This is a genomic window from Streptosporangium sp. NPDC020145 (genome assembly GCF_040631275.1).
In the GTDB taxonomy this organism is placed as follows: Bacteria; Actinomycetota; Actinomycetes; order Streptosporangiales; family Streptosporangiaceae; genus Streptosporangium.
The window spans coordinates 151,914-174,767 of record NZ_JBEXZT010000014.1; the positions used below are offsets into that span (position 1 = coordinate 151,914).

Consider the following 22,854-nt stretch of genomic DNA (forward strand, 5'->3'; position numbering starts at 1 on the left):
GCAGCCCTACCCCGGCCCTGGTCACCGGGACCGGCCCTGCCCGCGCTGTGCCACGGCGCTGATCCATGTCGGTTCCGCCTTCGCGGCCCCACGACGGCGGGACAGGGAGGCCTGGCGGGTGCTCTCGTTGTTGCTGCACTCGGGCGTCCGCTTCCACAAGAGCTGTTGTGGCGGCCCGGGCTACCGTCCACGTACGCTCAGCGAAGCACGTGCACGGATGGCGTACGCCCGTACGAGCGGAGAGCCGTTCGCCAAGGCTCTGACGCGCTACGAACTGCCCTGACGAAGCACCGGGGCGGCGGGCGGAACGCCCGCCGCCCCGGTGCTTCCGGTGGGATCAGGTGGTCGGGACCTCGCTTTCCGCGGCGGTCAGGGCGCCGGCGAACTGGGCCGAGTAGAGGCGGTGGTAGGCGCCTGCGGTGGTGAGGAGTTCCTCGTGGGTGCCCTGTTCGACGATGCTGCCCGCCTCCATCACCAGGATCAGGTCCGCGTCACGGATGGTGGACAGGCGGTGGGCGATGACGAAGCTGGTGCGGTCGGAGCGCAGCGCGGCCATGGCGTGCTGGACCAGGACCTCGGTGCGGGTGTCCACCGCGCTGGTCGCCTCGTCGAGGATCAGCAGGGACGGGTCGGCCAGGAAGGCGCGGGCGATGGTCAGCAGCTGCCGTTCACCGGCGCTGATGTTGCCCCCCTCCTCGTCGATCACGGTGTCGTAGCCGTCGGGCAGGGAGCGGACGAACCGGTCGACGTAGGTGGCCCGCGCGGCGGCCTGGATCTGCTCCTCGGTCGCCCCGGGGTTGCCGTAGGCGATGTTCTCCCTGATGGTTCCGCCGAACAGCCAGGTGTCCTGGAGCACCATGCCGACGTGGGAGCGCAGGTCGTCCCGGCGCATCGCGGTGATGTCCACCCCGTCGAGGGTGATGCGGCCCGCCTCCAGCTCGTAGAAGCGCATGACCAGGTTGACGAGGGTGGTCTTGCCCGCGCCGGTCGGGCCGACGATCGCGACCGTGTGCCCGGGTTCGGCCACCAGCGACAGGTCCTCGATGAGGGGCCGCTCCGCCTCGTAGCGGAAGGACACGTGCTCGAACTCGACGCGGCCACGCCGTACGGTCGGCGGCACCGGGTCGGCCGGGTCGGGGGTCTGCTCCTCGGCGTCGAGCAGCTCGAAGACCCGCTCGGCCGAGGCGACCCCGGACTGCAGCAGGTTGGTCATGGAGGCGACCTGGGTGAGCGGCTGGGTGAACTGCCGGGAGTACTGGATGAAGGCCTGCACGTCGCCCAGGCTCATCGCCCCGGTGGCGACCCGCAGGCCGCCGACGACCGCGATGGCGACGTAGTTGAGGTTCCCGACGAACATCATCGTCGGCATGATGATGCCGGAGATGAACTGGGCGCCGAAGCTGGCCTTGAACAGCTCCTCGTTCCTGGTGCGGAACACCTCCTCGACCTCGGGGCCCCGGCCGAACACCTTCACCAGCTCGTGGCCGGTGAAGGCCTCCTCGATGTGGGCGTTCAGGGTGCCGGTGTGTGTCCACTGCGCGACGAAAAGCTTCTGCGAGCGCTTCATGATCTGCCCGGTGAGGATCGTCGAGACCGGGATGGTCACCAGGGCGATCAGCGCGAGCAGCGGCGAGATCACGAACATCATCACCAGCACGCCGACCACGGTCAGCAGCGCGGTCAGCAACTGGCTCAACGTCTGCTGCAGGGTTTGGGAGACGTTGTCGATGTCGTTGGTGACCCGGCTGAGCAGTTCACCGCGTGGCTGGCCGTCGAAGAAGCGCAGGGGGAGCCGGTTCAGCTTGTCCTCGACGTCGGAGCGCAGCCGGAACACGGTCCGCTGCACCACGTCGTTGAGCAGGTAGCCCTGCAGCCAGCCGAAGACCGACGCCGCGACGTAGAGCGCCAGCGCCCAGGACAAAGCCGTGGCCAGCGCGCCGAAGTCGATGCCCTGACCGGGGACGACGTCCATCCCGGAGAGCAGGGCGGCGAAGTTCTCGTTGCCCGAGGCACGGGCGCTCTGGACGGCCTGTTCCGTGGTCGTCCCGGCGGGCAGGTTCCTGCCGATCACACCGCTGAAGATCAGGTCCGTGGCCTGGCCGAGGATCTTGGGGCCGATGACGCCGAAGACCACGCTGATCACGGCCAGGCCGATCACCGCGACGATCCGCACGCGTTCCGGGGCCAGCCGCCGTATCAGCCGGCGCATGGAGGGCCCGAAGTTCATCGACTTCTCCACCGGCATCCCCCCGCCGCCGAAGGGGCCGCGACCGAAGGGGCCGCCTCCCGCCGGGGGGCGCGGACGCGCGGTCGTCATGGGCCGGTTGCCGCTCATGCCGCCCTCTCTTCGGTGAGCTGGGATTCGACGATCTCGACGTAGGTCGGGCAGGAGGCGAGCAGTTCGTCGTGGGTGCCCCTGCCCACGACCACGCCGTCGTCGAGGACGACGATCTGGTCGGCGTCGGCGATGGTGGAGACCCGCTGGCCGACGATGACGACGGCGGCGTCGGCGGTGCGCGGGCGCAGGGCGGCGCGCAGCCGGGCGTCGGTCGTCAGGTCGAGAGCGGAGAAGGAGTCGTCGAACAGGTAGATCTCGGGCTTGCTGACCAGCGCCCTGGCGATCGAGAGACGCTGGCGCTGACCTCCGGAGACGTTCGTGCCGCCCTGGGTGATGGGCGCGTCGAGCCCCTCGGGCATCGCCTCGACGAAGTCACGGGCCTGGGCGACCTCAAGCGCCTCCCACAGCTCCTCCTCGGTCGCCTCGGGGTTGCCGTAGCGCAGGTTGTCGGCGACGGTGCCGGTGAACAGGTACGGCTTCTGCGGCACCAGGCCGATGCGTGCCCAGAGCATCGCGGGGTCGAGGTCGCGCACGTCGACGCCGTCGACCAGTACGGTGCCCGCGGTGGCGTCGAAGAGGCGGGGGACGAGGGAGATCAGCGTCGTCTTGCCCGACCCGGTGCTGCCGATGACGGCGGTCGTCTGCCCGGCGGTGACGCGGAAGGAGACGCCGGACAGGACCGGGGCCGCGGCGCCCGGGTAGCGGAACTCGACGTCGCGCAGTTCGAGCTCGGCGCGGGTGCGCACCTGCCGTACGGGGTCGGCGGGCGGGGGCACCGAGGAGTCGGTCCGCAGCACCTCGCCGATGCGCTCGGCGCAGACCGCGGCGCGCGGGATCATGATCGAGATGAAGGTGGCCATCATCATGGAACCGAGGATCTGGATCAGGTACATGAGGAAGGCGGTGAGCGCGCCGACCTGCATCTCCCCGCTGTCCACGCGGAAGGCGCCGAACCAGAGCACGGCGACACTGGAGGCGTTGAGGATCAACATGACGACGGGGAAGATGAGCGCGGTCAGCCGTCCGACGCTCAGCGCGGTCGAGGTCAGCGCGTCGTTCGCCTCGGCGAAGCGCCGGGTCTCCTCACGCTCCCTGACGAAGGCGCGCACGACGCGGATGCCGGACAGCTGCTCGCGCAGCACCCGGTTGACCTCGTCGATCCTGGTCTGCATGGCGCGGAACTGGGGGACCATCCGGGAGACGAGCAGGCCGATCGAGACCAGCAGCACCGGGACGCAGACCAGCATCAGCCAGGACAGGCCGACGTCCTGCCGCAGCGCCATGATGACGCCGCCGACGCACATGATCGGCGCGGCGACCAGCATGGTGCAGGTCATCATCACCAGCATCTGGACCTGCTGGACGTCGTTGGTGGTGCGGGTGATCAGCGAGGGGGCGCCGAAGTGGGCGAGCTCCCTGCTGGAGAAGCCGTTCACCCGGTGGAAGACGGCCGCCCTGACGTCCCGGCCGAAGCCCATGGCCGCGCGGGCTCCGAAGTAGACCGCGGCGATCGAGCAGACGATCTGCACCAGGGACACGGCCAGCATCCAGCCGCCCGCGGTGAGGATGTAACCGGTGTCGCCGGCGGCGACTCCCCGGTCGATGATGTCGGCGTTCAGGCTGGGCAGGTACAGCGAGGTGATGGTGCTGACCAGTTGCAGTACGACGACGGCGATGAGGGTCGAGGTGTAGGGCCGCAGGTGGGTGCGCAGCAGGCGGCTCAGCATTGGGGGTCTCCACGTGGGGTCTCGTGGTCCGGGGTCTCCGGAGGGAGGAGATGGTCGTCGTCGTGCCGTCGGCGGACGCCGTCCAGCAGCATGGAGACGATCTCCGCGGGAGGTAGGGGGTCGTCCTCGACGAGCTTGGGGTGGCTGCCGGCGACGGTCAGCAGTTGCAGGCGGCGCGCCGCCTCAGGGGCGGTGCAGCGCAGCAGGTCGCGGTCGGGGACGATCAGGTTGACGATCGCCTGCCTGATGGTGGCGTGCGGGTCGCAGTCCTCCTCGCCGCGCTCGGCTCTGCCCTCACGGGCGATCCGGGTCACCCCTTCGGCGCCGAGCGCGTCCACCAGCCGGAAGACGTGCGTCGTGTGGTGCTGCAGGATCTCGACGGCGGCGACGAGCCGCGCCCGCAGCGGGGCCGTACGGTCGACGGCCGTCAGGTCGCGGATCAGCGGCGTGGAGTCGATGGCGCTGATGATGGCCGCCTTGACCAGCTCGTCCTTGGTGGCGAAGACACGGAAGATCGTGCCTTCCGCCACCCCGGCGGCCTGGGCGATCTGCCGGGTGCTGACGTCGGGACCCTCGGCGAGGATGAGCGCGAGAGTGGAGGCGATGAGCGCGGCACGCCGCTCGTCCGGCGGGAGCGGCGAGGCACGGGAGGAGGATGGAGAGGTAGAGATCACGCGAATCACCCTATATGAGTGAGTGACTCACTCACTCATATTTATTGGGCGTTGACCGGACGGGAAGGCGTCAGTGGGAGTGCCACTTGGCCAGGAGTTCGGCCTCCCGCTCCCGGGTGATCGTGATCTCGGTGGAGAAGGCGGCCTCGGCGGCGCGGATCTCCCGCACCGAACGGCCGAGCGGACGCGGATCGAGTCCCGCGGCGCGGGCCGCCGCCGGGTCGGCGGTGTTGGCCGTCATCCACTCGTCGCCCTCCGACCACAGTGGCAGGGAGGCGCCGTTCTCCCCCTCGGAGAACAGGAAGTCCGCGCCGACCCAGGTCAGGGTCGTTCCGGGCGGCCCGACCTCGGCCAGGATCGCCTCCAGCATGTCGCCGAAGGAGTACGGCGGCGCCGGGCTGACCGCGTGGAAGACCGTGGGAGCGGCGGGGTCGAGCGGCCGGTCGAGCAGGGTGACGATCCAGGAGGCCAGGTCGCGCACGTCGATCACCTGGATCGGGTCCGCGGGGTCGCCGGGCGCCAGGACCTCACCGCCTTCGGCGATCCGGTTCACCCAGTAGGTGAAGCGTCCGGTGTGGTCGTGGGGACCGATCACATAGGTCGGCCGTACGACCAGTGTGTTCCGGCCGAACCTGGCGGTGGCGGTCCGCTCGCACAGCGCCTTCAGCGCGCCGTACGTCTCGTTGGTCACCTCGGTGGGGACCGGGCCGTCGATCTCGGCCAGCGGTGAGTCCTCGGCGAAGCCGGGGGCGGGGGGCGGGGTGTAGACGGAGGTGCTGGAGATGAGCAGGTAGCGCCCGGTGGACAGCGTGCCGGCGAGGAGGTCGACCTGTGTGGGCAGGTAGGCGCTGACGTCGATCGTCGCGTCCCACGTCCTGTCGCGCAGGATCGACAGGTCGGTGTTGCGGTCGGCCGTCAGGTGCTCGGCCTCGGGGAACAGGTCGGCTCCGGTCCTTCCCCGGTGCAGCAGGGAGACCTCGTGCCCGGCCGCGAGGGCCGCCTCGGTGATGTGCCGTCCGACGAACCTGGTTCCACCGATGATCAAAATTCGCATGGCCATAATTTTGTCGTATATGTCGGCTGTGTGGTGGGGAAAATTCCCGAGTGTTCCCGCAGGTATGGTCGATAATATGAAATGTCGGAAAAAGGCAGGTAGGGAGCTTTTGTGATGTCTTTTGGCGGTCGTCGGCTTCGCTGAGAAAGGCGGCAGGGGGTACGTTGGACGGTACCCCTTCCCTACTTCAGGATCATCGCCATGGCAATTCGGCCAGAGCTGGGATCACCGGACAGCTGCCGCCTTCCGGGGCCCGTGCTCGCTCGTCACTCATCGGTTGGCGCGGAGGCGTGATGGACACCGCGACAGCCGAACTCGATCCTTTTGTCCATCCTGCCCTTTTCTATCGCGGTGACCACGAGTATCTCCAGGCGACCCTGCCGTTCATTCGCGGCGGCCTGGCGGCGGGAGAACCCGTGGCGGTCGCCGTCCCCGAGCGCAATCTCCGGTTGCTGCGGACCTGGCTCGGCCCGCTGGCCTCGTCGGTGTGCTTCCTCGACATGACCAGGGAGGGCCGGAACCCGGGCCGCATCATCCCCGCCGTCCTGCGCGCCTTCGCCGATCCGCACGAGGGCCGCAGGGTGCGGATCGTCGGGGAGCCGGTCTGGCCGGGTCGCTCGACGACCGAGTATCCCGCCTGTCTCCAGCACGAGGCGCTGGTCAACCTGGCCTTTCCCGGGCGGGCCGTCACGATCATGTGCCCGTACGACGTCGAGGCCCTGGAGCCCACGGTCGTCAGGGACGCCGAGACCACCCACCCCGTCCTGCTCGACGGCTCCGGGCTGCGGGTCAGCGACGCCTACGCGCCGGAACGCGCGATCCGCGACGCCAACAGGGTGTTGCCCGACCCGAGAAGGGCCGAGGTCCTGAGCTTCGGGGGCGGCGAGCTCGCGCGGGCCCGTGAGTTCGCCGTCGGGCACGCCGCCCAGGCCGGGCTCCGCGGTGAGCGCCTCGACGACCTGCGGCTGATCGCGGGTGAGCTGGTGGCCAACAGCCTCGACCACGGCGGCGGCAGGGGAGTGCTGCGCGTGTGGACCGAGGGCGGCCAGGTCGTGCTGGACGTCAGGGACGCCGGGCACATCACCGACCCCCTCGCCGGGCGCGGACCGGTCGATCCCGGGCGGCGGCGCGCGTGCGGGCTGCTCGTCACCAACCTGCTCAGTGATCTCGTCCGCGTCCACACGGGCGAGGGCGGAACCACCGTCCGGGTGTACTTCACGGTCTGACCATTCGACGAGGGGATCCAGCCGGGTTATATACGAAGTTGACAGGCGGACGCCGCTTTTTTGCCGCTGACGGATTACCAGTTGGAATTAAGGGCGTCATATGCCGTTTTGGGTCTTTTCTCCGGACCGTGACTGGGTTATCAATGGCGCAGAGGCCAAAAGGCCGGCTTCATCCATCCCCCGTATCAGCACCGGCTTCCACCGGTGTCGCTCCCATATGCGCCATCACACCCCCCAGAAATAAGGATGGAGAAACGCATGCACCGGTTGAGAAAAACGTTTCTCGGAGTTCTGTGCGGCATCGCAGCGCTCCTCGCCGGACTCATTCCGACCGCGAACGCCCAGGCGGCGGTCCCCGACCGCTGGGGATTCGCCTTCGTCGACGTCTTCTCCGGCGTCCCCTCCCTGGCCCACCAGGCGGGAAGCTGGGCGTCGGGGCCGACCGTAACCGTCTCGCCCGGTGCGACGGGCCAGGTGAAGGTGGTCTTCCCGGGCATCGCGAGCTCCGGTGGCGTCGCGCACGTGACGGCCGTCTCGCCGAACGCCGAATGGTGCCAGCTGCAGACCTGGCTGCCCTCCGGCGCTGACCAGGTCGCGGTCGTCCAGTGCTACAAGTACGGCGGCACCCCGGTGTTCACCCCCTTCACCATCGTCTACGAGACGAGCACCGGCCTGCTGCCCGCGCCGCAGGCGCTCGGCTACATCCACTACAACGGCGGTGGGATCGCCTCGCAGTTCAACTCGTCGGGCGCGGTCAACACGGTCGCCTCGGGCGGGACCGGCGTCTGGGGCGTCACCCTTCCCGGGCTCGGGTCGCCGGGCCCCGAGGGCGGCTTCCAGGTGACCGCCGTCGACCCGCAGCGGCCCGCCCGCTGCAAGATCGGCTCGTGGGGATCGGCCGTCAGCGCGCAGAACGTGAAGGTGATCTGCCATGACGCGACGAGCCGGCCGATCAACACCGGCTGGACGCTGACCTACCAGCGTCAGCGGGCGATCACCGGGGCCGCGGTTCCGCCCAGGTTCTTCGGCTACGTCCTCGACACCAACCCGACGGCGGCCGGGCCGTACGCGCCGACTCCCGCCGGGATCAACTTCAACACCCTGGTGCCCGGTGGGAACACCGTCCAGAACTTCGCGCCCGGACGGAAGGTGACCTTCCCCAAGATCGGTTATCTCCGTGACCACGTCCAGGTGACCGCGTTCGGCCCCGGCCCCGAGTACTGCAACATCTACAAGCTCTGGGTCACCCCGCCGAACGACGCCGTCGTCAACGGCGTCAAGTGCTACAACGCCGTCACGTTGAAGCCGGAACGTTCCTTCACCAGCTACACCTCGGAGAAGTGACCGACGGCCGGTGGTCCCGTGCGTCCTCCGGGGCCACCGGCCGTTCAACGACTCCGGATTCCGGTGATCAGCCGGATCAACTCGGCGCGCAGCGCGCCGGGGTCCTCGACCCGGTCGGCGATGATTCGCTCGGCCGGGTCTCCTTTCATGATCTCGGCGTAGGTCCGCCCGCCCAGGTCGGTACGGCTCACCATCACCCGGCGCCGGTCGGCCGTGTCCCGCTCGCGGACGATGTGACCGTCGCGTTCGAGCCGGTCGAGCACCGGCCGGATCGTCTGCTCCTCGACGTAGGTGTGGGCCGCGAGCTCCCGCTGGGTCCGGGGACCGTCCTGCAGGACGTGCAGGGTCAGGAAGCCCGCGTGGGTCAGGCCGCGTTCGGCGAGCACGGCGTTCCACTCGCGTTCCACCAGCCGCGCGGCCACCAGGAGCAGGCGGCCGGTCGCCCATGAGGCGTGATCATCCATGAACCCCATTTTTCCGGCCTTCGGCTGAAACCCTCCGTCCACGCTATCCGAATGATGCTAAGGGTACTTAGTATTTTCGGCCCGAAGAGGGTCAAGGTTCGAAAAGGAGAGCGTATGGGCGTGACGGCGCCGCCGGAGACGGCGGAGACGAAACGGACGCGGTGGGCCGGGCTGGCCTTCATCGCGCTGGCCGTGGCGATGGTCATCTCCAGCACGACGATCACCAACGTGGCCGTCCCGCAGATCATCGGTGACCTCGGGCTCAGCTCGACCGACGCGCAGTGGATCCAGGAGTCCTACGCGCTGGTGTTCGCCGCGCTGCTGCTCACCTTCGGCAGGCTCGCCGACCGGCTCGGCAGGCGCAGACTCCTGCTGACCGGGGTCGCGCTGTTCGCGCTGACGTCCCTGCTGGCCTCCTTCTCCGTCAGCGGGCCGATGCTCATCGGGGCCAGGGTCCTGCAGGGCGTCGGCGGGGCCATGATCTTCCCCACGACGCTGTCCCTGCTGAACGCGGGCTTCCGGGGCAGGGACAGGGCGACCGCGTTCGCCGTCTGGGGCGCCACGATCGGAGGGATGGCCGCGCTCGGGCCACTGGTCGGCGGCTGGCTCACCACGGACCTGTCCTGGCGCTGGGCGTTCGGCGTCAACATCCCGGTCGCGGTGGCCGTACTGGCCGGGGTGCTGGTCTTCGTGGCCGAGTCGCGGGAGTCGGACGGCAGGCGGGGCGCCGACCTGGGTGGCGCGGTGCTGTCGACGCTCGGGTTCGGCCTGCTGGTGTTCGGGCTGGTCGAGGGGAGGGTCTACGGCTGGTGGCGGTCCGTCGAGCCCTTCACCGTCGGCGGATGGCGATGGCCGTTCGCGCTGTCCCCGGTGCCCGTCGCCTTCGCCGCCTCCGCGCTGGCCCTGACCGCCTTCGTGCTGGTCGAGCGGGGTCGCGGCCGGCGTGGCCAGGTCGCCCTGCTGGACCTGTCGTTGCTGTCCATCACCTCCTTCCGCAACGGCAACATCGCCGCGCTGATCGTCAGCCTCGGCGAGTTCGGCGTGCTGTTCGCGCTGCCGCTGTGGATGCAGTTCGTCCTGGGCTACTCGCCGCTGGAGACGGGGGTCGCCCTGCTGCCGCTCGCGGTCGGCTCCTTCGCCGCCAGTGCCTTCGCCTCCCCGTTGTCGCGGGCCAGGGGAGCGGCCTTCGTGGTCCGGCTCGGCCTGGTTCTGGAGATCGCCGGGATCGCCGGACTCGGCCTGGTGATCTCCGCCGGCACCCCGTGGGCGCTGCCGGTGCCGTTCCTGTTCTGCTACGGCATGGGCATCGGGCTGGCGACCGCCCAGCTCACCGGGGTGGTCCTGGCCGAGGTCCCGGTTGAGCGCAGCGGTCAGGGCTCGGGCACGCAGAGCACGGTCAGGCAGATCGGCTCCGCGCTGGGCATCGCCGTACTCGGCACGCTGCTCTTCGGCGGGCTCAGCGCCGACCTCGACCACCGGCTGAGCCAGGCGGACGGTGTCGACCCGGTACGGCGTGAGCAGATCGTCTCGGCCGTGCAGCGCAGCGCGGGAGGGGCCATCGCCGGGCTGTCCCGGCTGCCCGGGGTCGCCGAGGCGGCCAAGGAGTCCTTCGCGGTCGGCACGCGCTACGCGGCGTTCGGGGCGGCGGGCTTCCTCGCGGTCGGCCTGCTGGCCAGCCTGTCCCTCGGCTCCCCCGGCGGGGGCCGTACCGAGGAGTGATCTGGGTAAATCTCCAGTCATGGATGTAGACATTCAGATATGGGCGACATAGCATTTTTTGTGTCACGGAAAGGGAAAACCATCTGTGACAGGTGACGAAAAGGCCGTGCGACGCGGGGAGGCCACCGGTCGCGCGGGACCTCTCGCGACACGGTCCCGCCCGGTGCCCGCCGCGTCGCGGAACATGGGAAAGGGGAGACGGACACCACACCGCAGACCCACGGCTCTGGAGGTGGTTCCTCGTCAACTCACACGCGATTCCCGCCCGCCCCGCCTTCGACGGGGACGTGTGCGGTCAAGGAAGACCGGCAAGACAGCCGGTAGATGGTGTTGAACTCCTCGGGCCCCGGTGCTTCGCGCGCACCGGGGCCCGACACACGTCACGGAAGGTGCGATGGGAGAGGCCCGGCCGGCGCTGTTCGACAGGTTCGACGATGACGACCACCCCGCCTACAGCATGGGGCGGGCCGCGGAGATCCTCGACGTCACCCCGGCGTTCCTGCGCAGCCTGGGCGTCGCCCGGCTGATCGAACCCCTCCGGTCCGCCGGGGGCCACCGGAGATACTCCCGCCGCCGGCTCCACCTGGCCGCCCGCGCCCGCAGGCTGCTCGACCAGGGCACCCACTCGACGCGGCCTGCCGCATCATCGCCCTGGAGGACCAGCTTGAGGAGGCCCTGCGCCTGAACGCCGAGCTGAGACGGCGGGTGGAGTCTCCCACCGGGTGACCCCGGGTGACCCCGCCGGTCAGCGGGTGGCGATGAGCGTGTCGAAGTCCGCGAAGTCGTCGGCCAGGCGACTGCCGGTGAAGTCCCCGACCCAGCCGTCCTCGTCGTGGAAGAACCGGATCGCCACGAAGTCGGGCCGGGTGCCCATGTCGAACCAGTGGGTGGTGTCCGCGGGCACGCTGAGCAGGTCACCCGCCTCACACAGCACCGCGTACACCCTGTCGTCGAGGTGCAGGTAGAAAACCCCGGCACCCCGCGCGAAGAAACGGTCCTCGTCGTCGGCGTGCGTGTGCTCCGAGAGGAACCTCTCCCGTGCCCTGGCGGCCTGCTCGGCCCACTCCGGGTCGTCGGAGGGCGTCATGCGCACGGCGTCGACCAGCACGTATCCCTCCTGGCCGATCACCCGGTCGACCTCGTCGCGGTAGGCGTCGAGCACCTGCTCCGGGGTCGGCTCCGCGGGCAGGTCCCTGACCGGCTCCCACCGCTCGAACCGGATCCCGAACGGCTTGAGCGCGTCGGCGACCTCCTCGGGGTCCTCGGTCCTGGTGAGCACGGTGTCCGGGTCGTCGTCGGCCCAGACGGTCAGCAACGTCATCGGATTCTCCTCGTCACGGGTTCCTGCGGTTTCCAGGGCTTCCCGTGATTTTCTCCCCCGAGCCCGGCGGACTTCTCTTACCTTTCGGGCTGATTTTCCCGTGTGCCGCCGGTGCGCTCCGCCGTACCCCAGAACCACTCGATCTTCGCGGCCCTCCTGCGCCGCTCGATCCACTCGGCGAAGATCCGTCGCTCGACCAGGTCACGGACCGCGTCGTCGAGTACGGCGGGCTCCACAGCCAGCACCTTGACCGTCAGGTCGCCCAGAGCCGTGGGGAAGGGGCCGGCGAGCGTTCCCGGCGCGGCGGACAGGACCACCTCGGCCGCCTCCTCACCGATCTCCCCGGCCAGCTCCGGTCTGCGCGCGGTGACGAACACCTCACCCGGTACGGCCAGGCCCGCGGCGAACGCCCGCTCGACGTCGGCGAGGAAGTCGTCCGGGTTCCCAAGGCCGGGACTCCCAAGGCCGGAGCTTCCAAGGCCGGAACTCCTGGGGCTTTCGGGGCTCCTGGGGTTTGCGGGGCTCCTGGGGTTTGCGGGGGCGAGGACGACCCTGGCCAGCCGTACGGCGTCGAGTTCGCGGCCGTGGGCGGCGAACCAGTCCTCGACCCGCCCGGCGGCGACCCGCGAACGCAGCCTGGCGACCGAGGCCTCGACCGTGACCAGTTCCTCAAGCTCGGCGTGGGAGATGTGGTTGCGCTCCATCCAGGCCCGGGTCCCGGCGCCGGTCAGCAGTCCGCGCGCCCGGCGGAAGGCGTCCATCGCCCGCTGCAGCTCCGCGTCGGAGATCGGCTCCGGCTCCTCCTCAAGCGCCTCCCGCACCAGGCAGTCCGTCACCAGGCGGTCGGCGACCCCGCGCTCGTCCCAGACGAAGTCCAGGCAGGCGACGGCCCTGGCGACCGGGGTCTCGACGCCGTTGACCCGCAGCAGCAGGTGTTCGGCCGCCCGGTGCACGCCGCGCAGCGGCCAGGGCAGCCCCAGGTCGGGGGACCACGACAGGGAGACGGTCGAGCCGTCGGGCTCCTTGAGGAGCAGGGCGTGCTGGAGGGAGCCGTCGAACTCCTCCCGCTGGGCGACCAGCCGTACCCGGAGACCGGGGTTGGCGCGCCGGAAGGCGCCCAGGTCGGCGCCGTCGGTGAGCACGCGCAACGCCTCAGCCAGCGTCCGGCCGTCCGCCATCACGTCGCTCCGATCATGAGCAGGTCGCGGATCGCCGCGCCGATGGGAAGTCCCGTCGCGGCCTCGATCCAGAGGAACTGGCCGTTCGGGTTGATCTCAAGGAAGACATGGCGGCCGTCGGGCGTGAGGATCAGGTCGATCGCGCCGTAGACGAGGCCGAGCCGTTCGACCAGCCGCACGCACCGCGTGGCGATCTCGGCGGGCAGCTCGTGCGTCCTGATGGGGGTGGCGCCCGGGTCGTAGTGCCGCCAGTCGTAGCGCGTGTGGTTGCTCACCTGGGAGTGGATCTCCGCGGCGAAGACCTGCCGCCCGACCACGGTCACCCGCACCTCGACCCGCTTGGGCACGTAGGCCTGGACGATGACCGGGCACAGCCGCAGCGCGTCGGCGTGCGCCACGTCCGCGGGGGTGACCGGTGCCGCGAACCGGCCGAACCGCTCCCCGTCCGCCTCGAACCGGTTGCCGTGCACGGGCTTGGTGATCACCCGTCCCTCGTGCCGGTCGTAGAAGTCGAGGAAGCCGTCCGGATCGGTGGTGATCAACGTCTCGGGCAGCTCGAAGCCGAGCAGCCGCGCCTGTTCGAGCTGGTACGGCTTGCGCCCGGCCCGGTCGACGACCGGCCTCGGGGCGGGAACCGTCAGGCAGCCGAGGCCGTCCCACAGCCCCTCGGTCACGGCCAGGCACTCCTGCTCGACGTAGGCCTTCACGGAGGCCTTCACGTGCTCCCGGCGGATGGCGGGGCTCACGGCAGGGGGCAGCGGCCTGCGGTACCAGAGCGAGGTCAGCTCGTCCAGCACGACCCTGCGCTCACCGGTGTCGAGCACCCTGCGGGTCGAACCGTCACCCGACAGGCCGATCTCCACGCTCGCGCGGACCGGGTAGGAGGCGGGGTCGAAGACGACGACGTCCGCGCCCGCGGACGTGAGGAGGCCGGTCACGTGGTCGGCGTGGTCGTCTCCTGCGGAGGTCAGTACGAGGATCATCAGGGATCCCGCACGGGGACGCGGTCCCACACGTCCCCGTGGCGGACCGATCAGCTGTCGCCGGAGGTGTGGGAGTGGTTACCGTGGATCACGATGACCTGGCTCTTCGCGCCGCCGCTGACCTGGAGGAGCTGGTTCTCGTCGAGCTCGGGGCCGAGGGCCGCGATGTCGTCGAGCGTGGTACGCGACTTGCTCACGTCGTTCCTGCCTTTCCTGTTTCCGCGGGCCGTCCGGTGCGGTCCGATGCCGGAAGGCTAGGCGGGGGCGGCCGGGCGGGTCGTCCGTCACGCGGATGATCGGCGGTCCCCCTCCCAGGGGACTCCTTCGGTGATCATCGCGACCGGCGAAAGCGGCATAATGCCCGGGTTAGGTAATACCGGCGACCGATGCCTGGCCCGTGACGCTGTGCCAACGGGGGCGACACAGCCGTCATCGGTCCTCTCTGATCGGAGAACCCATGACCCACGATGTCGTCGGCGAAGGCCTGGTCAAGGCCCTCGCCGAAGAGGGTGTCACGGGCAGCCTCATCGGCCCGACGACCGTCGGCGTCAGTTACCCGGGTGTCAGCGACTTCACCATCGACATCGGTGAGTGGCGTGCCCGCGCCGCCGAGATCCCCCCGGCTCAACTGCCGTCGTTCATCGCGCACGTCGCCCAGGGGTTCGCCAGGTCGATCCGCGCGCAGGCACAGCCGTCACCGCCGTGGTCCGACATCGAGCGGCTGCTGGCCGAGGAGTCGCTGCGGATGCGCCTGTACACCGAGGAGGCGTTGTCCGAGCCGCCCGGCCTGCGGGACGCCCTGCTGACCCGCACGCTCGCTCCGGGACTCGTCGAGACGGTGGTCGTCGACACGCCCGACTCGATCGTGCCGCTCAACCGCTCCCAGATCGGCGACAGACCCGAGGAACAGGTCTTCGGCGCCGCGCTGCACGCCTCCCTGACCAAGGAACCCCACTACGCCAAGACCGACGCGATCTGGGGTGTCCCGATCACCCACGTCGGGGAGACCCACCGCTACGTCGGCTCCCACATCCACGTGCTCAGGCGCCACGTCGGAGCCGCCAGGTACGGCGCGCTGGTCTCCTTCCCCGTCCCCGAGTACCTGATCGTCCACGAGATCGGCGACACCCACATCGTCGCCGCCCTGGAGGCCATGCAGGAACTCACCAGGACCCACGTCGAGAAGGGGGACAAGGCCCTCACCGCGCAGGTCTACTGGTGGTTCCCCGGGGCCTACGAGCAACTGCCCGAGCCGGTCGCGCTCGCCAGCGGACAGGTCCCCGACCTGCGGCCGGTCGAGGTCGAGGTGAACCACCGGGAGAAGAGCGTCACCCCGCTCACCGCCGACACAGGACGGCTCATCGAACTCTGGATGAGCGACCGTGCCTGACCCGATGTGAAGCCCTGCCGAGAGGCGTTCCGGGGGGCGTTACCGCGACGCTCGACGCCCCCCGGCCGCCGTGACCGGCCCGCGTCTCACCCTGCCCTTCGGCCGTCTCGCCGACGAGGCAGGCGTCTCACACCCGGTCACCGTACGGCTCGCCCCGCAGGTCAGGGGGCGAACAGCCGCCGTGGCCCGGACCCCTCCTCACCCATGGCGTCGCCGGGATTGACCAGCGCGCACTCCTCGAACGACAGGCAGCCACAGCCGATGCACTCGGTGAACCGGTCACGCATCCGCTCCAGCCGTTCGATGCGCTCGTTGAGCCGATCTCTCCAGCAATCCGAGGCCCGGACCCAGAACTCCTTGCTCGGGGTGTGGTCGGCGGGCAGCAGGGCCAGGACCTCACCGATCGCGGAGAGCGGGAGACCGACGCTCTGCGAGGCGCGGATGAAGGCCACCCTGCGCAGCGTGCCCCTGGTGTAGCGGCGCTGGTTTCCCGTGGTGCGTCTGCTGTGGATCAGCCCCTGGCGTTCGTAGAAGCGCAGGGCGGAGGTGGGGACACCGCTGCGAGCCGACAGCTCGCCGACGGTGAGTTCCCCGGCGCGTGTCATGCGGCCCACCCTAGCTTGACTTGAACCTTTGTTTAAGTTCCAGGCTTGTTCTCACCCCACCGTCTCGGGGTTCCCCGCTTCGGGGTCCCAAAGGAGGACATGTCATGGAACCGTTGCGGCTCGCGGTGATCGTGGGCAGCGTCAGGCAGGGCCGGTTCGGGCCGACCGTGGCGAACTGGTTCGCCGACCGGGCCAGGTCACGCGACGACGTCCTGGTGGACCTCGTCGACCTGGCCGACACACCGTTGCCCGAGGTGCTTCCGGCCTTCGGGCAGGCTCCGTCACCCGAGGCCGTACAGGCCCTGAAGACACTGACCCCGCGGCTTGAGGCGGCGGACGCCTTCGTGGTCGTCACCCCCGAGTACAACCACAGTTTCCCCGCGTCCCTGAAGAACGCGATCGACTGGCACTTCACCCAGTGGCAGGCCAAACCGGTCGGCTTCGTCTCCTACGGCGGTATGTCCGGAGGCCTGCGGGCGGTCGAGCACCTTCGTGCGGTCTTCGCCGAACTGCACACGGTCACCGTCCGCGAGACGGTCAGCTTCCACGACGCCTGGAACCGCTTCGGTCCCGACGGCCTGCCGAAGGACCCGGGCTGCGGTCCGGCGGCCGAAACCCTGCTCGACCAGCTCCTGTGGTGGGCGGACGCGCTCAGGGACGCAAGGAACAAGAACCCGTACAACGACAGGAAGCAGGCGGCATGACGAACCTCGTCCGAGACCTCAACCCCACCCTGGCCCGCGCCGACGCCGGTGCCGTACTGGTCGGCCGGTGGCCCCTGCGGCACACGCCACCGATGGCCGTCACCACGGCGTGGGAGAACAGACCGTGGCCCGAAGGACTTGTCTCGGTCAACGTCTACGTCAGCACCGACGGGCAGGACGTGCTGGTCTACGAGCAGTGGGCGGACGAACCGGACGGCCCCTACTCCCCGATGGGGGCCGAGCCGGTCGCCTACCGGCTCTACCGCAGCGGGCTCAGGGAGAACGCGCCGGTGCCGGGATGCGTCGTCATCGTCTCCGTCGAGTTCGACGGCCCCGACCGGGAACGGCAGGAACGGTGGGTGGACACGGTCTTCGCGGCGCTGGCCGCCGAGACCGACCTGCATCCCGGAGGGATCTCCGGCCACTTCCACACCAGCCTGGACGGCACCCGGGTGCTCAACTACGCGGAATGGACGGACGAGGCGTCCCACCAGGAGGCCCTGGACAACAGTGGGCGGGGAACCGTCGGCTCCGCACCCGAATGGCTACGGGTCCTGGAGTTCCCCGGCGTGCGGAGGAACGAGTTCAGGCGCTACCACCTCCACGCGAGCCTCGCCAGAACCGGTCCCACCGGGGTGACCGGATGACGGATCCAGAGGTTCACGACAGCAGGACGGGCTGGGTGGCCGAACACATCCGCCGGTACGTCGAGACCGACGGCGCGGACGGCCACATGTACCAGGGATGGCCGACCCTGCTGCTCACCACCCGGGGCAGGAGGAGCGGCATGCTGCGCCGTACCGCGTTGATCTACGGCCAGGCCGACGGCCGCCATCTGCTGGTGGCCTCGAACGCCGGCTCGGTGGAACACCCCGCCTGGTATCTCAACCTGAGCGAGGACCCGGCCGTCGCGGTGCAGGTCGGCCCGGACAGGTTCACCGCCAGGGCCCGCACCGCGACCGAGGAGGAGAAGCCCCCACTGTGGCGGCTGATGACCTCGATCTTCCCCCTCTACGACAAGTACCAGGCCGAGGCGCCCAGGGACATCCCCCTGGTGATCCTGGAACGCGACTGACCGGGACCGTTCGGCGCCCTGCCCCGGACCCACCGGGGCAGGGCGCCGTCAGCCCCCGAGCTCGTCGGGTCGCGTCACCTTGTCGAGCCACAGGCGGCGCTTGAAGCCGCCTCGCTCGGCTCGCTTACGGCGGGCCGCCTCCCGAATCTGCTCATCGGAGAACCCGAGTGTCTCGGTGAGGGTCGTCAACACCTCGTGAATGTCGGCCAGCTCCCCCAGACGGTCGTCGGGGCTCGCCTGACGTAGTTCCTCGGCCTCCTCGACGAGCTTGGCGGTCAACGCCGGGACCAGCTCCGACTCGTCGAGCACCCTGACCTCGGCCGTCAACCCGTCGGCCTCGATGACCTCCGGAATCCGGTCGCGGACCAACTTGCCATAGGTGATTGTCCGGCTTTGGCGCAAAATGTCGCCCCCTTGATCGATACTGCACGGGTGGATTACCGACGCGGCGTGGTCACCGGTGAGAGCGTATGGCGTGCCATCGTCCTGTACGGTGCCAACTCGGCCACCTACAAGTTCGCCTTCGGCACGACCCTCCTGAAGGTCGCCGCCACCGGCCGCACCCACGTGACGCTCGAAGAGCTGGCGGTGCCGTACGCGGAACTGCTCTGTCAGGCCCTGCGCCGTCAGGACCGGCAGGGCACCGCCGCCCGCAGCAGGTTCCTGGACGCCTGCCGCGCGTTCAACGCGGGCGAACTCGACCGGGACACGCTGCACCGGCGCACCGTCCAGTTCGGCTTCGCCAACGTCGTCGACGCCTTCCCGCAGCTCGGCGGCGGCCTGGCGCCGGTGCGCTACTACGAGGACCGGCGCCGGGACTCCACCGCTCCGGGGCTGGTGTTGCGCGACGAACTCCGCGAACTCGCCCTGTCAGCGCACGCCCCGGGCCTCGGCGCCGAGATCACCGCCCGCTGGCGGCTGGTGGAGACGGCGTGGGCGACCGGTGTGTCCGACGCCGTGCTCGGGTTGGTCTACGACTCAGGAACCCAGGAGCTGGTTCTGCGGACCAGACAGCGTCGCAAGTCCGTGACCGGAGTCGTCGCCGCCCTCAACGGATACCAGGACGGCCGTTGCGCCTACTGCGACCAGGTCATGGCGGGGCCCGTCGTCGAACACGTCCTGCCGTGGAAACTGCTCACCCGACACTGGAACGGCCCCGACGTCGACGCCATCTGGAACCTGGTCCTGGCATGCAAGCCCTGCAACGACGCCAAGCGGGACCGGGCGCCGCACCAGGAATGGATGCCCTGGCTCGAACAGCGCAACAACGACCTCATCGAGTCACGTCATCCGCTGCGCGAGGTCCTCATGACCCAGACCGGCGAGACCGCGGCGATCCGGCACGCCACCCTCAAACTCGCCTACCGGAGGGCCACCGAACTCCTGCCCGCCGTCTGGACACCCCCCACGGGCCGTACGGCCACCACCTTTCTCCGATGAGGGGGAAGGTGGTGGCCGCCCCCGTTGTGTGGTCAGTTCGTCAGTGCGCCACCACCGGGCTGTTGTGGTAGGCGGCGATCAGCCATCGGCTGTCCCGCCTCTCGAAGACCCAGGTCGCGTTCACCTTGCGCCGGTCGTCCGGGACCTCGGTCTCGCCGGGGAACAGGATGGCGGACTCGCTGATGACGATCGCGCCGTCCCTGCCGACGAAACGGATGCCGAGTTGCTTGTTGTGGGTCCAGCTGCCCTTGAGCGGGCCCTCGAAGCCCAGGGCCATGTTCTGACGGATCACCTCACGGCTGCCGCGGAGTGAGCCGGTCATGATGGCGGTCGCGTCCTCGGTGTAGTCGGCGACCATGCCGTCGGCGTCGCCCGCCGCCCACGCCCTGTAGGAGGCGACCAGTACGGCCTGGATCGCGGCCTCGTCTTCCACACGACTGTCCGACATCGGATTCTCCCCTGTGAACGGCTCGCCGGGGTGTTCCGGCGAGCTCGTCAGTACATACCGGCGGTGAGGTCGGAACTCATCGCGCCGGCGCGCAGAAGACGCCGGGACGTTTTCGGCGCACGGGCCGGGGCCCGATCAGACCCCGGCGACGGCGCGTCCCTCGTCGTCGAGCCTGGCCGCCAGACCGAAGGTCGCGTAGACGGCGGGGTCCTGGAACACCGAGTTCCGGGTGATGCCCCCGCCGACGACGGTGAAGATCTGGAGCGTGTGCAGGCCGTACCCGTCGCCGACACGCCGGTAGGCGGCGAAGCCGGGCTGGCCGCCGTTGGCCGTGACCCCCTTGAGGAGCCAGTCCTTCCCGGCCTTCTCGAAGACCCACTCCATGAACAGGCCGTAGTTGCCGCGGCCGGAGAACCAGTTGAGCATCGGCGGCATCTCCATGATGACGTCCTCGGTGAGCAGCCGTTTGAGGCCTTCGACGTCGGCGAGCTCGAAGGCCTTCATGTAACGCTCGATCCAGGCGCGCTGCTCGGTCGCGGACGGCTCGCTGACCCGTTCCCGCAGGTCGCCGATCTCCTTCATGCGGGTACGCGCCCGCTGCAGGGAGCTGTTCACCGACACGACGGTGGTGCCGAGGATCTCCGCCGCCTCGGCGGCGGAGAAGCCGAGCACCTCACGCAGGATCAGCGCGCCGCGCTGCCGGGCCGACAGGTGTTGCAGGGCGGAGGCGAACGCCAGACGCAGGCTGCTGCGGTCGATCACGGTCCCGGCCGGGTCACCCGCCTCCAGTGACGAGTCCGGCAGGGGCTGGAGCCAGGTGGCGTGCTCTCCCTGGACGAACGGCGCGAGCGGGTCGGAGGCGGCGACCAGCCCCGAGGGCAGCGGCCGACGACCGCGAACCTCCAGGGCGGTCAGGCAGACGTTCGTCGCGATCCGGTAGAGCCAGGTGCGCAGCGAGCTGCGAGTGTCGTCGTACTGCTCCCGTGCCCGCCACGCCCTCAGGTACGTGTCCTGGACCAGGTCCTCCGCGTCGTGGGCCGAGCCGAGCATCCGGTAGCAGTAGGCCAGCAGTTCCGCCCGGAACGGTTCGACCCGCTGGTCGAAGCCCTCTTCCCCCACCACGCCACGCCCCGTCCCACTGCCGCCGCAATCGCCGTACCTGGCGACTGCGGCGACACTACGCCATGGGCGGATATGTCACCATTTGGTGATCACTCTTCGGAGTGATGGTGTCCGTCGCAGTGCTTGGCCGTGTTGGCGGGCACGTTCAGCGTGGGGTTGCGGTCGAAGAACCCGTACGGCGTCAGCGAGAATCCGGTGTGGTCGACCGGCATCACCGGCCAGTCCTCGGGCCGTGGGAAGTGGGTCACGCCGAAGGTGTGCCACAGCACGACGTCCTCGCCGTCCAGGGGCCGGTCACCCGCCACGTACGCCGGCAGGCCGTCCCCGCCGGGGTTCTGGTTGACGAACTCGCCGGCCGGGTACCGCTCCTCGGGCGAGTACCGGGTGATCCACAGATCCCGGGTGGTGAACGCCGCCCGCGCGGCGATCGACGAGGACGGGTCCGCCAGCAGGGTCGGGTGCTGCTCGGCGCGCAGCACGTAGCCGGTCGGCTGTCCGAGCCGGTTGGTGCGCTCGGTGCTCACCACGTGCCATGACCGCCCGACGGAGGCGTCCGCGCTGCGCACCCCCTCGGCCTCGCTCACGATCCGGGTGCGGGCATGGCCGAAGGCGTTGCCGTACGGATTCTCCGGAGAGACCGGCACCCGGACCGCGTCGACCTCGTCGACCGCGTTCCGGACACCGTCCACCATCATGTCGAGGCGGGCACTGAACAGGTGCTGGTGGAACGGTGCGCCCAGACCCGGGGCGACCTCTCCGGCGTAGGGCCACTCCTGCAGCCCGCGGTAGGCCGAGGTGAAGAGGATGCCGGTGAGCTTGGCCTCACACTCGATCCTGCCGTCGAGGTAGAGGTACCAGTAGAAGCCGTAGTCGTAGTTGCCGATCGTGGTGAAGAACGAGATCACCAGGCGGCGCTGGCGGCGGACCTCGGCGGAGTTCGGGGTGTAGATGTCGGTGTGCTTCCACAGCGTGCCGTGGTCCTCCTCGTGCAGGCAGATCGCGTTGGGGATGCGCCGCACGTCGCCGGTCTCGTCGGCCAGGTCGACGTCGACGTAGTGGATCTCGCCGAGACAGTCGCAGCCCAGGGTGAGCGAGTTCGCGAACCGGCCGAAGAGGTACTCACCGGTGTCGAAGTAGTTCTGCCAGAACCGGACCGGAGCCGGATCGCCGTACGGCACCACCATCTCGGCGATGGAGGCGCGGTAGACGATCGGCCGGACCTCGCCGTCGTGGTCGGGGTCGGCGTAGGACAACTGGTGGAGCACCAGACCCTCACGGGCGTCGAACCCGAAGGTGAAGGACCAGTTCGCCCAGGTGATCCGGTCACCCTCGACCTGGAACGACGGCCCCTCCGGCTGGGTGATCTCGATGGGCCTCAGGGTCTCCAACGGCGCCGGGCGCCCCTGCGGGAGGTGGAACCTGCTCCGTTCCTCCGGCAGCGGGAAGACGCCGATGTCGATGATCTCGGTCGCCTTCCTCGCGATCAGGTCGACGTAGGCGCTCAACCCGTCCACCGGGTGCGCCCAGACGTGAGCGTCGGGGTCGAGCAGGGCGAAGCAGAGCACCCGGATGATCCGTTTGCCCTCCTCACCGGGCAGGCCGAAGGCACCGGCCGAGAGCGGTGCGCATCTCACCTGCTCGGGGGTCAGGTCACGCTTGGCCAGCGCGTCGACCCAGACCGGGTCCTGGGCGAGGATCCCGTCGACCGCCATGAACTCCTCGGCCAGGATCGGCATCCCGCCGTGGGAACCGTCGACGTCGACGATCGCGGCCACCACGTCGGCGGTGAGGTCGACGGTCACGTCCCGGGCGTCACCGGTCGCGGTGTCGAGCAGCAGCACCCGTGCCCGGCGGTCGGGCCTGGGCCCGGTGCCCGCCTGGAAGGCGAGCACCTCCTGCTTGTGCGGTTCGAGCAGGCCGACGTAGACGAAGCGGACGCTCTCGCCGGCCAGACCGGCTTCGCGTACCAGGGCGGTGGTCCGCTCGATCTCGGTCGCGGTGAGGCTGGAAACCGGGGTGGTCATGGTGGCTACGGAATCCTC

22 protein-coding genes and 1 pseudogene are annotated in these 22,854 nt (G+C 69.7%); 9 read left to right on the forward strand and 14 right to left on the reverse strand.

Annotated features, from left to right (window positions below; all coding sequences use genetic code 11):
* Positions 1 to 337: 337 nt before the first annotated feature.
* The 4 genes from ABZ463_RS24775 to ABZ463_RS24790 all read right to left on the reverse strand — a co-directional run bounded on the left by ABZ463_RS24775 (position 338) and on the right by ABZ463_RS24790 (position 5,793).
* Positions 338 to 2,335, reverse strand: coding sequence for an ABC transporter ATP-binding protein (locus ABZ463_RS24775; protein ID WP_352014214.1), 1,998 nt, complete (start codon positions 2,333 to 2,335; stop codon positions 338 to 340).
* A complete protein-coding gene (locus tag ABZ463_RS24780; RefSeq protein ID WP_362779410.1) occupies positions 2,332 to 4,065 on the reverse strand; it encodes an ABC transporter ATP-binding protein in 1,734 nt (577 codons plus the stop codon). The genes ABZ463_RS24775 and ABZ463_RS24780 overlap by 4 nt, the downstream gene beginning before the upstream one ends.
* The gene (locus tag ABZ463_RS24785) at positions 4,059 to 4,739 is read right to left on the reverse strand and encodes a helix-turn-helix domain-containing protein (protein ID WP_362779412.1); all 681 of its coding nucleotides are present in this window, start codon (positions 4,737 to 4,739) and stop codon (positions 4,059 to 4,061) included. Before ABZ463_RS24785 ends, ABZ463_RS24780 begins: the two co-directional genes overlap by 7 nt.
* Before the next feature lie 70 nt (positions 4,740 to 4,809).
* Positions 4,810 to 5,793 carry an NAD-dependent epimerase/dehydratase family protein gene (locus ABZ463_RS24790; protein WP_362779414.1) on the reverse strand — a complete coding sequence of 328 codons (984 nt, stop codon included), beginning with the start codon at positions 5,791 to 5,793 and terminating at the stop codon, positions 4,810 to 4,812.
* A gap of 293 nt (positions 5,794 to 6,086) precedes the next feature.
* Between ABZ463_RS24790 and ABZ463_RS24795 the strand changes: the two genes are divergently transcribed.
* Positions 6,087 to 7,019, forward strand: a complete 933-nt coding sequence (locus ABZ463_RS24795; protein ID WP_352014210.1) for a sensor histidine kinase — start codon at positions 6,087 to 6,089, stop codon at positions 7,017 to 7,019.
* A gap of 258 nt (positions 7,020 to 7,277) precedes the next feature.
* Positions 7,278 to 8,363: a hypothetical protein gene (locus ABZ463_RS24800; RefSeq protein ID WP_362779416.1), complete on the forward strand. Its 1,086-nt coding sequence runs from the start codon at positions 7,278 to 7,280 to the stop codon at positions 8,361 to 8,363.
* 44 nt (positions 8,364 to 8,407) lie between these two features.
* On the opposite strand, the gene ABZ463_RS24805 is transcribed toward ABZ463_RS24800, so the two are convergent.
* Positions 8,408 to 8,827 (reverse strand): MarR family transcriptional regulator, encoded by a 420-nt coding sequence (locus ABZ463_RS24805; protein WP_352014208.1) that lies wholly within the window; start codon positions 8,825 to 8,827, stop codon positions 8,408 to 8,410.
* Positions 8,828 to 8,941: 114 nt separating this feature from the next.
* On the opposite strand from ABZ463_RS24805, the gene ABZ463_RS24810 reads away from it, so the two are divergent.
* Positions 8,942 to 10,546 (forward strand): MFS transporter, encoded by a 1,605-nt coding sequence (locus tag ABZ463_RS24810; RefSeq protein WP_362779420.1) that lies wholly within the window; start codon positions 8,942 to 8,944, stop codon positions 10,544 to 10,546.
* 394 nt (positions 10,547 to 10,940) lie between these two features.
* Positions 10,941 to 11,272 (forward strand): annotated as a pseudogene (locus ABZ463_RS24815) (MerR family transcriptional regulator).
* A 19-nt stretch (positions 11,273 to 11,291) separates the two neighbouring features.
* Here the strand turns inward: ABZ463_RS24815 and ABZ463_RS24820 are convergent.
* From ABZ463_RS24820 to ABZ463_RS24835, 4 genes are all read right to left on the reverse strand, one after another.
* The gene (locus ABZ463_RS24820; protein ID WP_362779422.1) at positions 11,292 to 11,867 is read right to left on the reverse strand and encodes a cupin; all 576 of its coding nucleotides are present in this window, start codon (positions 11,865 to 11,867) and stop codon (positions 11,292 to 11,294) included.
* Positions 11,868 to 11,944: 77 nt separating this feature from the next.
* On the reverse strand, positions 11,945 to 13,045 hold the full coding sequence (locus ABZ463_RS24825; RefSeq protein WP_362779425.1) for a TIGR04500 family putative peptide maturation system protein: 1,101 nt from the start codon (positions 13,043 to 13,045) through the stop codon (positions 11,945 to 11,947).
* Positions 13,045 to 14,028: an MvdC/MvdD family ATP grasp protein gene (locus ABZ463_RS24830; RefSeq protein WP_352014204.1), complete on the reverse strand. Its 984-nt coding sequence runs from the start codon at positions 14,026 to 14,028 to the stop codon at positions 13,045 to 13,047. The genes ABZ463_RS24825 and ABZ463_RS24830 overlap by 1 nt, the downstream gene beginning before the upstream one ends.
* A gap of 50 nt (positions 14,029 to 14,078) precedes the next feature.
* Entirely contained in the window at positions 14,079 to 14,225 is a 147-nt protein-coding gene (locus ABZ463_RS24835; RefSeq protein ID WP_184718277.1) for a hypothetical protein, read from the reverse strand.
* Between the two features lie 260 nt (positions 14,226 to 14,485).
* Between ABZ463_RS24835 and ABZ463_RS24840 the strand changes: the two genes are divergently transcribed.
* A complete protein-coding gene (locus tag ABZ463_RS24840) occupies positions 14,486 to 15,418 on the forward strand; it encodes a hypothetical protein (RefSeq protein ID WP_362779428.1) in 933 nt (310 codons plus the stop codon).
* Between the two features lie 161 nt (positions 15,419 to 15,579).
* Here ABZ463_RS24840 and soxR read toward each other — a convergent pair whose 3' ends face one another.
* Positions 15,580 to 16,023 carry a redox-sensitive transcriptional activator SoxR gene (gene soxR, locus ABZ463_RS24845; protein WP_352014202.1) on the reverse strand — a complete coding sequence of 148 codons (444 nt, stop codon included), beginning with the start codon at positions 16,021 to 16,023 and terminating at the stop codon, positions 15,580 to 15,582.
* 104 nt (positions 16,024 to 16,127) lie between these two features.
* On the opposite strand from soxR, the gene ABZ463_RS24850 reads away from it, so the two are divergent.
* From ABZ463_RS24850 to ABZ463_RS24860, 3 genes are read left to right on the forward strand one after another with little or no spacing between them, the layout of a single operon-like run.
* Positions 16,128 to 16,727, forward strand: a complete 600-nt coding sequence (locus ABZ463_RS24850) for an NAD(P)H-dependent oxidoreductase (protein ID WP_362779431.1) — start codon at positions 16,128 to 16,130, stop codon at positions 16,725 to 16,727.
* Positions 16,724 to 17,374 carry an antibiotic biosynthesis monooxygenase gene (locus tag ABZ463_RS24855; protein ID WP_362779433.1) on the forward strand — a complete coding sequence of 217 codons (651 nt, stop codon included), beginning with the start codon at positions 16,724 to 16,726 and terminating at the stop codon, positions 17,372 to 17,374. The genes ABZ463_RS24850 and ABZ463_RS24855 overlap by 4 nt, the downstream gene beginning before the upstream one ends.
* On the forward strand, positions 17,371 to 17,802 hold the full coding sequence (locus ABZ463_RS24860; RefSeq protein ID WP_362779435.1) for a nitroreductase family deazaflavin-dependent oxidoreductase: 432 nt from the start codon (positions 17,371 to 17,373) through the stop codon (positions 17,800 to 17,802). Before ABZ463_RS24855 ends, ABZ463_RS24860 begins: the two co-directional genes overlap by 4 nt.
* Before the next feature lie 48 nt (positions 17,803 to 17,850).
* Here the strand turns inward: ABZ463_RS24860 and ABZ463_RS24865 are convergent, their stop codons facing one another.
* Complete coding sequence (locus ABZ463_RS24865; RefSeq protein WP_362779438.1) at positions 17,851 to 18,204, reverse strand: nucleoside triphosphate pyrophosphohydrolase; 354 nt, start codon at positions 18,202 to 18,204, stop codon at positions 17,851 to 17,853.
* 30 nt (positions 18,205 to 18,234) lie between these two features.
* Here ABZ463_RS24865 and ABZ463_RS24870 point away from each other — a divergent pair, with 30 nt between their 5' ends.
* Positions 18,235 to 19,242: an HNH endonuclease signature motif containing protein gene (locus ABZ463_RS24870; RefSeq protein ID WP_362779441.1), complete on the forward strand. Its 1,008-nt coding sequence runs from the start codon at positions 18,235 to 18,237 to the stop codon at positions 19,240 to 19,242.
* A 40-nt stretch (positions 19,243 to 19,282) separates the two neighbouring features.
* Here ABZ463_RS24870 and ABZ463_RS24875 read toward each other — a convergent pair whose 3' ends face one another.
* From ABZ463_RS24875 to ABZ463_RS24885, 3 genes are all read right to left on the reverse strand, one after another.
* Entirely contained in the window at positions 19,283 to 19,690 is a 408-nt protein-coding gene (locus ABZ463_RS24875; protein WP_362779444.1) for an SgcJ/EcaC family oxidoreductase, read from the reverse strand.
* A 135-nt stretch (positions 19,691 to 19,825) separates the two neighbouring features.
* The gene (locus ABZ463_RS24880) at positions 19,826 to 20,812 is read right to left on the reverse strand and encodes a sigma-70 family RNA polymerase sigma factor (protein ID WP_362779446.1); all 987 of its coding nucleotides are present in this window, start codon (positions 20,810 to 20,812) and stop codon (positions 19,826 to 19,828) included.
* A gap of 89 nt (positions 20,813 to 20,901) precedes the next feature.
* Positions 20,902 to 22,836 carry a primary-amine oxidase gene (locus ABZ463_RS24885; RefSeq protein ID WP_362779449.1) on the reverse strand — a complete coding sequence of 645 codons (1,935 nt, stop codon included), beginning with the start codon at positions 22,834 to 22,836 and terminating at the stop codon, positions 20,902 to 20,904.
* Between the last annotated feature and the right edge of the window lie 18 nt (positions 22,837 to 22,854).

Excerpts from the sequence above, each read along its gene's own strand:
- ABZ463_RS24795 (WP_352014210.1), top strand. The coding sequence starts at position 6,087 with ATGGACACCGCGACAGCCGAACTCGATCCTTTTGTCCATCCTGCCCTT.
- ABZ463_RS24790 (WP_362779414.1), bottom strand. The coding sequence starts at position 5,793 with ATGCGAATTTTGATCATCGGTGGAACCAGGTTCGTCGGACGGCACATC.
- ABZ463_RS24875 (WP_362779444.1), bottom strand. The coding sequence starts at position 19,690 with ATGTCGGACAGTCGTGTGGAAGACGAGGCCGCGATCCAGGCCGTACTG.
- ABZ463_RS24850 (WP_362779431.1), top strand. The coding sequence starts at position 16,128 with ATGGAACCGTTGCGGCTCGCGGTGATCGTGGGCAGCGTCAGGCAGGGC.
- ABZ463_RS24885 (WP_362779449.1), bottom strand. The coding sequence starts at position 22,836 with ATGACCACCCCGGTTTCCAGCCTCACCGCGACCGAGATCGAGCGGACC.
- ABZ463_RS24800 (WP_362779416.1), top strand. The coding sequence starts at position 7,278 with ATGCACCGGTTGAGAAAAACGTTTCTCGGAGTTCTGTGCGGCATCGCA.
- ABZ463_RS24830 (WP_352014204.1), bottom strand. The coding sequence starts at position 14,028 with ATGATCCTCGTACTGACCTCCGCAGGAGACGACCACGCCGACCACGTG.
- ABZ463_RS24805 (WP_352014208.1), bottom strand. The coding sequence starts at position 8,827 with ATGGATGATCACGCCTCATGGGCGACCGGCCGCCTGCTCCTGGTGGCC.
- ABZ463_RS24780 (WP_362779410.1), bottom strand. The coding sequence starts at position 4,065 with ATGCTGAGCCGCCTGCTGCGCACCCACCTGCGGCCCTACACCTCGACC.
- ABZ463_RS24840 (WP_362779428.1), top strand. The coding sequence starts at position 14,486 with ATGACCCACGATGTCGTCGGCGAAGGCCTGGTCAAGGCCCTCGCCGAA.
- ABZ463_RS24825 (WP_362779425.1), bottom strand. The coding sequence starts at position 13,045 with ATGGCGGACGGCCGGACGCTGGCTGAGGCGTTGCGCGTGCTCACCGAC.
- ABZ463_RS24775 (WP_352014214.1), bottom strand. The coding sequence starts at position 2,335 with ATGAGCGGCAACCGGCCCATGACGACCGCGCGTCCGCGCCCCCCGGCG.
- ABZ463_RS24855 (WP_362779433.1), top strand. The coding sequence starts at position 16,724 with ATGACGAACCTCGTCCGAGACCTCAACCCCACCCTGGCCCGCGCCGAC.
- soxR (WP_352014202.1), bottom strand. The coding sequence starts at position 16,023 with ATGACACGCGCCGGGGAACTCACCGTCGGCGAGCTGTCGGCTCGCAGC.
- ABZ463_RS24820 (WP_362779422.1), bottom strand. The coding sequence starts at position 11,867 with ATGACGTTGCTGACCGTCTGGGCCGACGACGACCCGGACACCGTGCTC.
- ABZ463_RS24860 (WP_362779435.1), top strand. The coding sequence starts at position 17,371 with ATGACGGATCCAGAGGTTCACGACAGCAGGACGGGCTGGGTGGCCGAA.
- ABZ463_RS24810 (WP_362779420.1), top strand. The coding sequence starts at position 8,942 with ATGGGCGTGACGGCGCCGCCGGAGACGGCGGAGACGAAACGGACGCGG.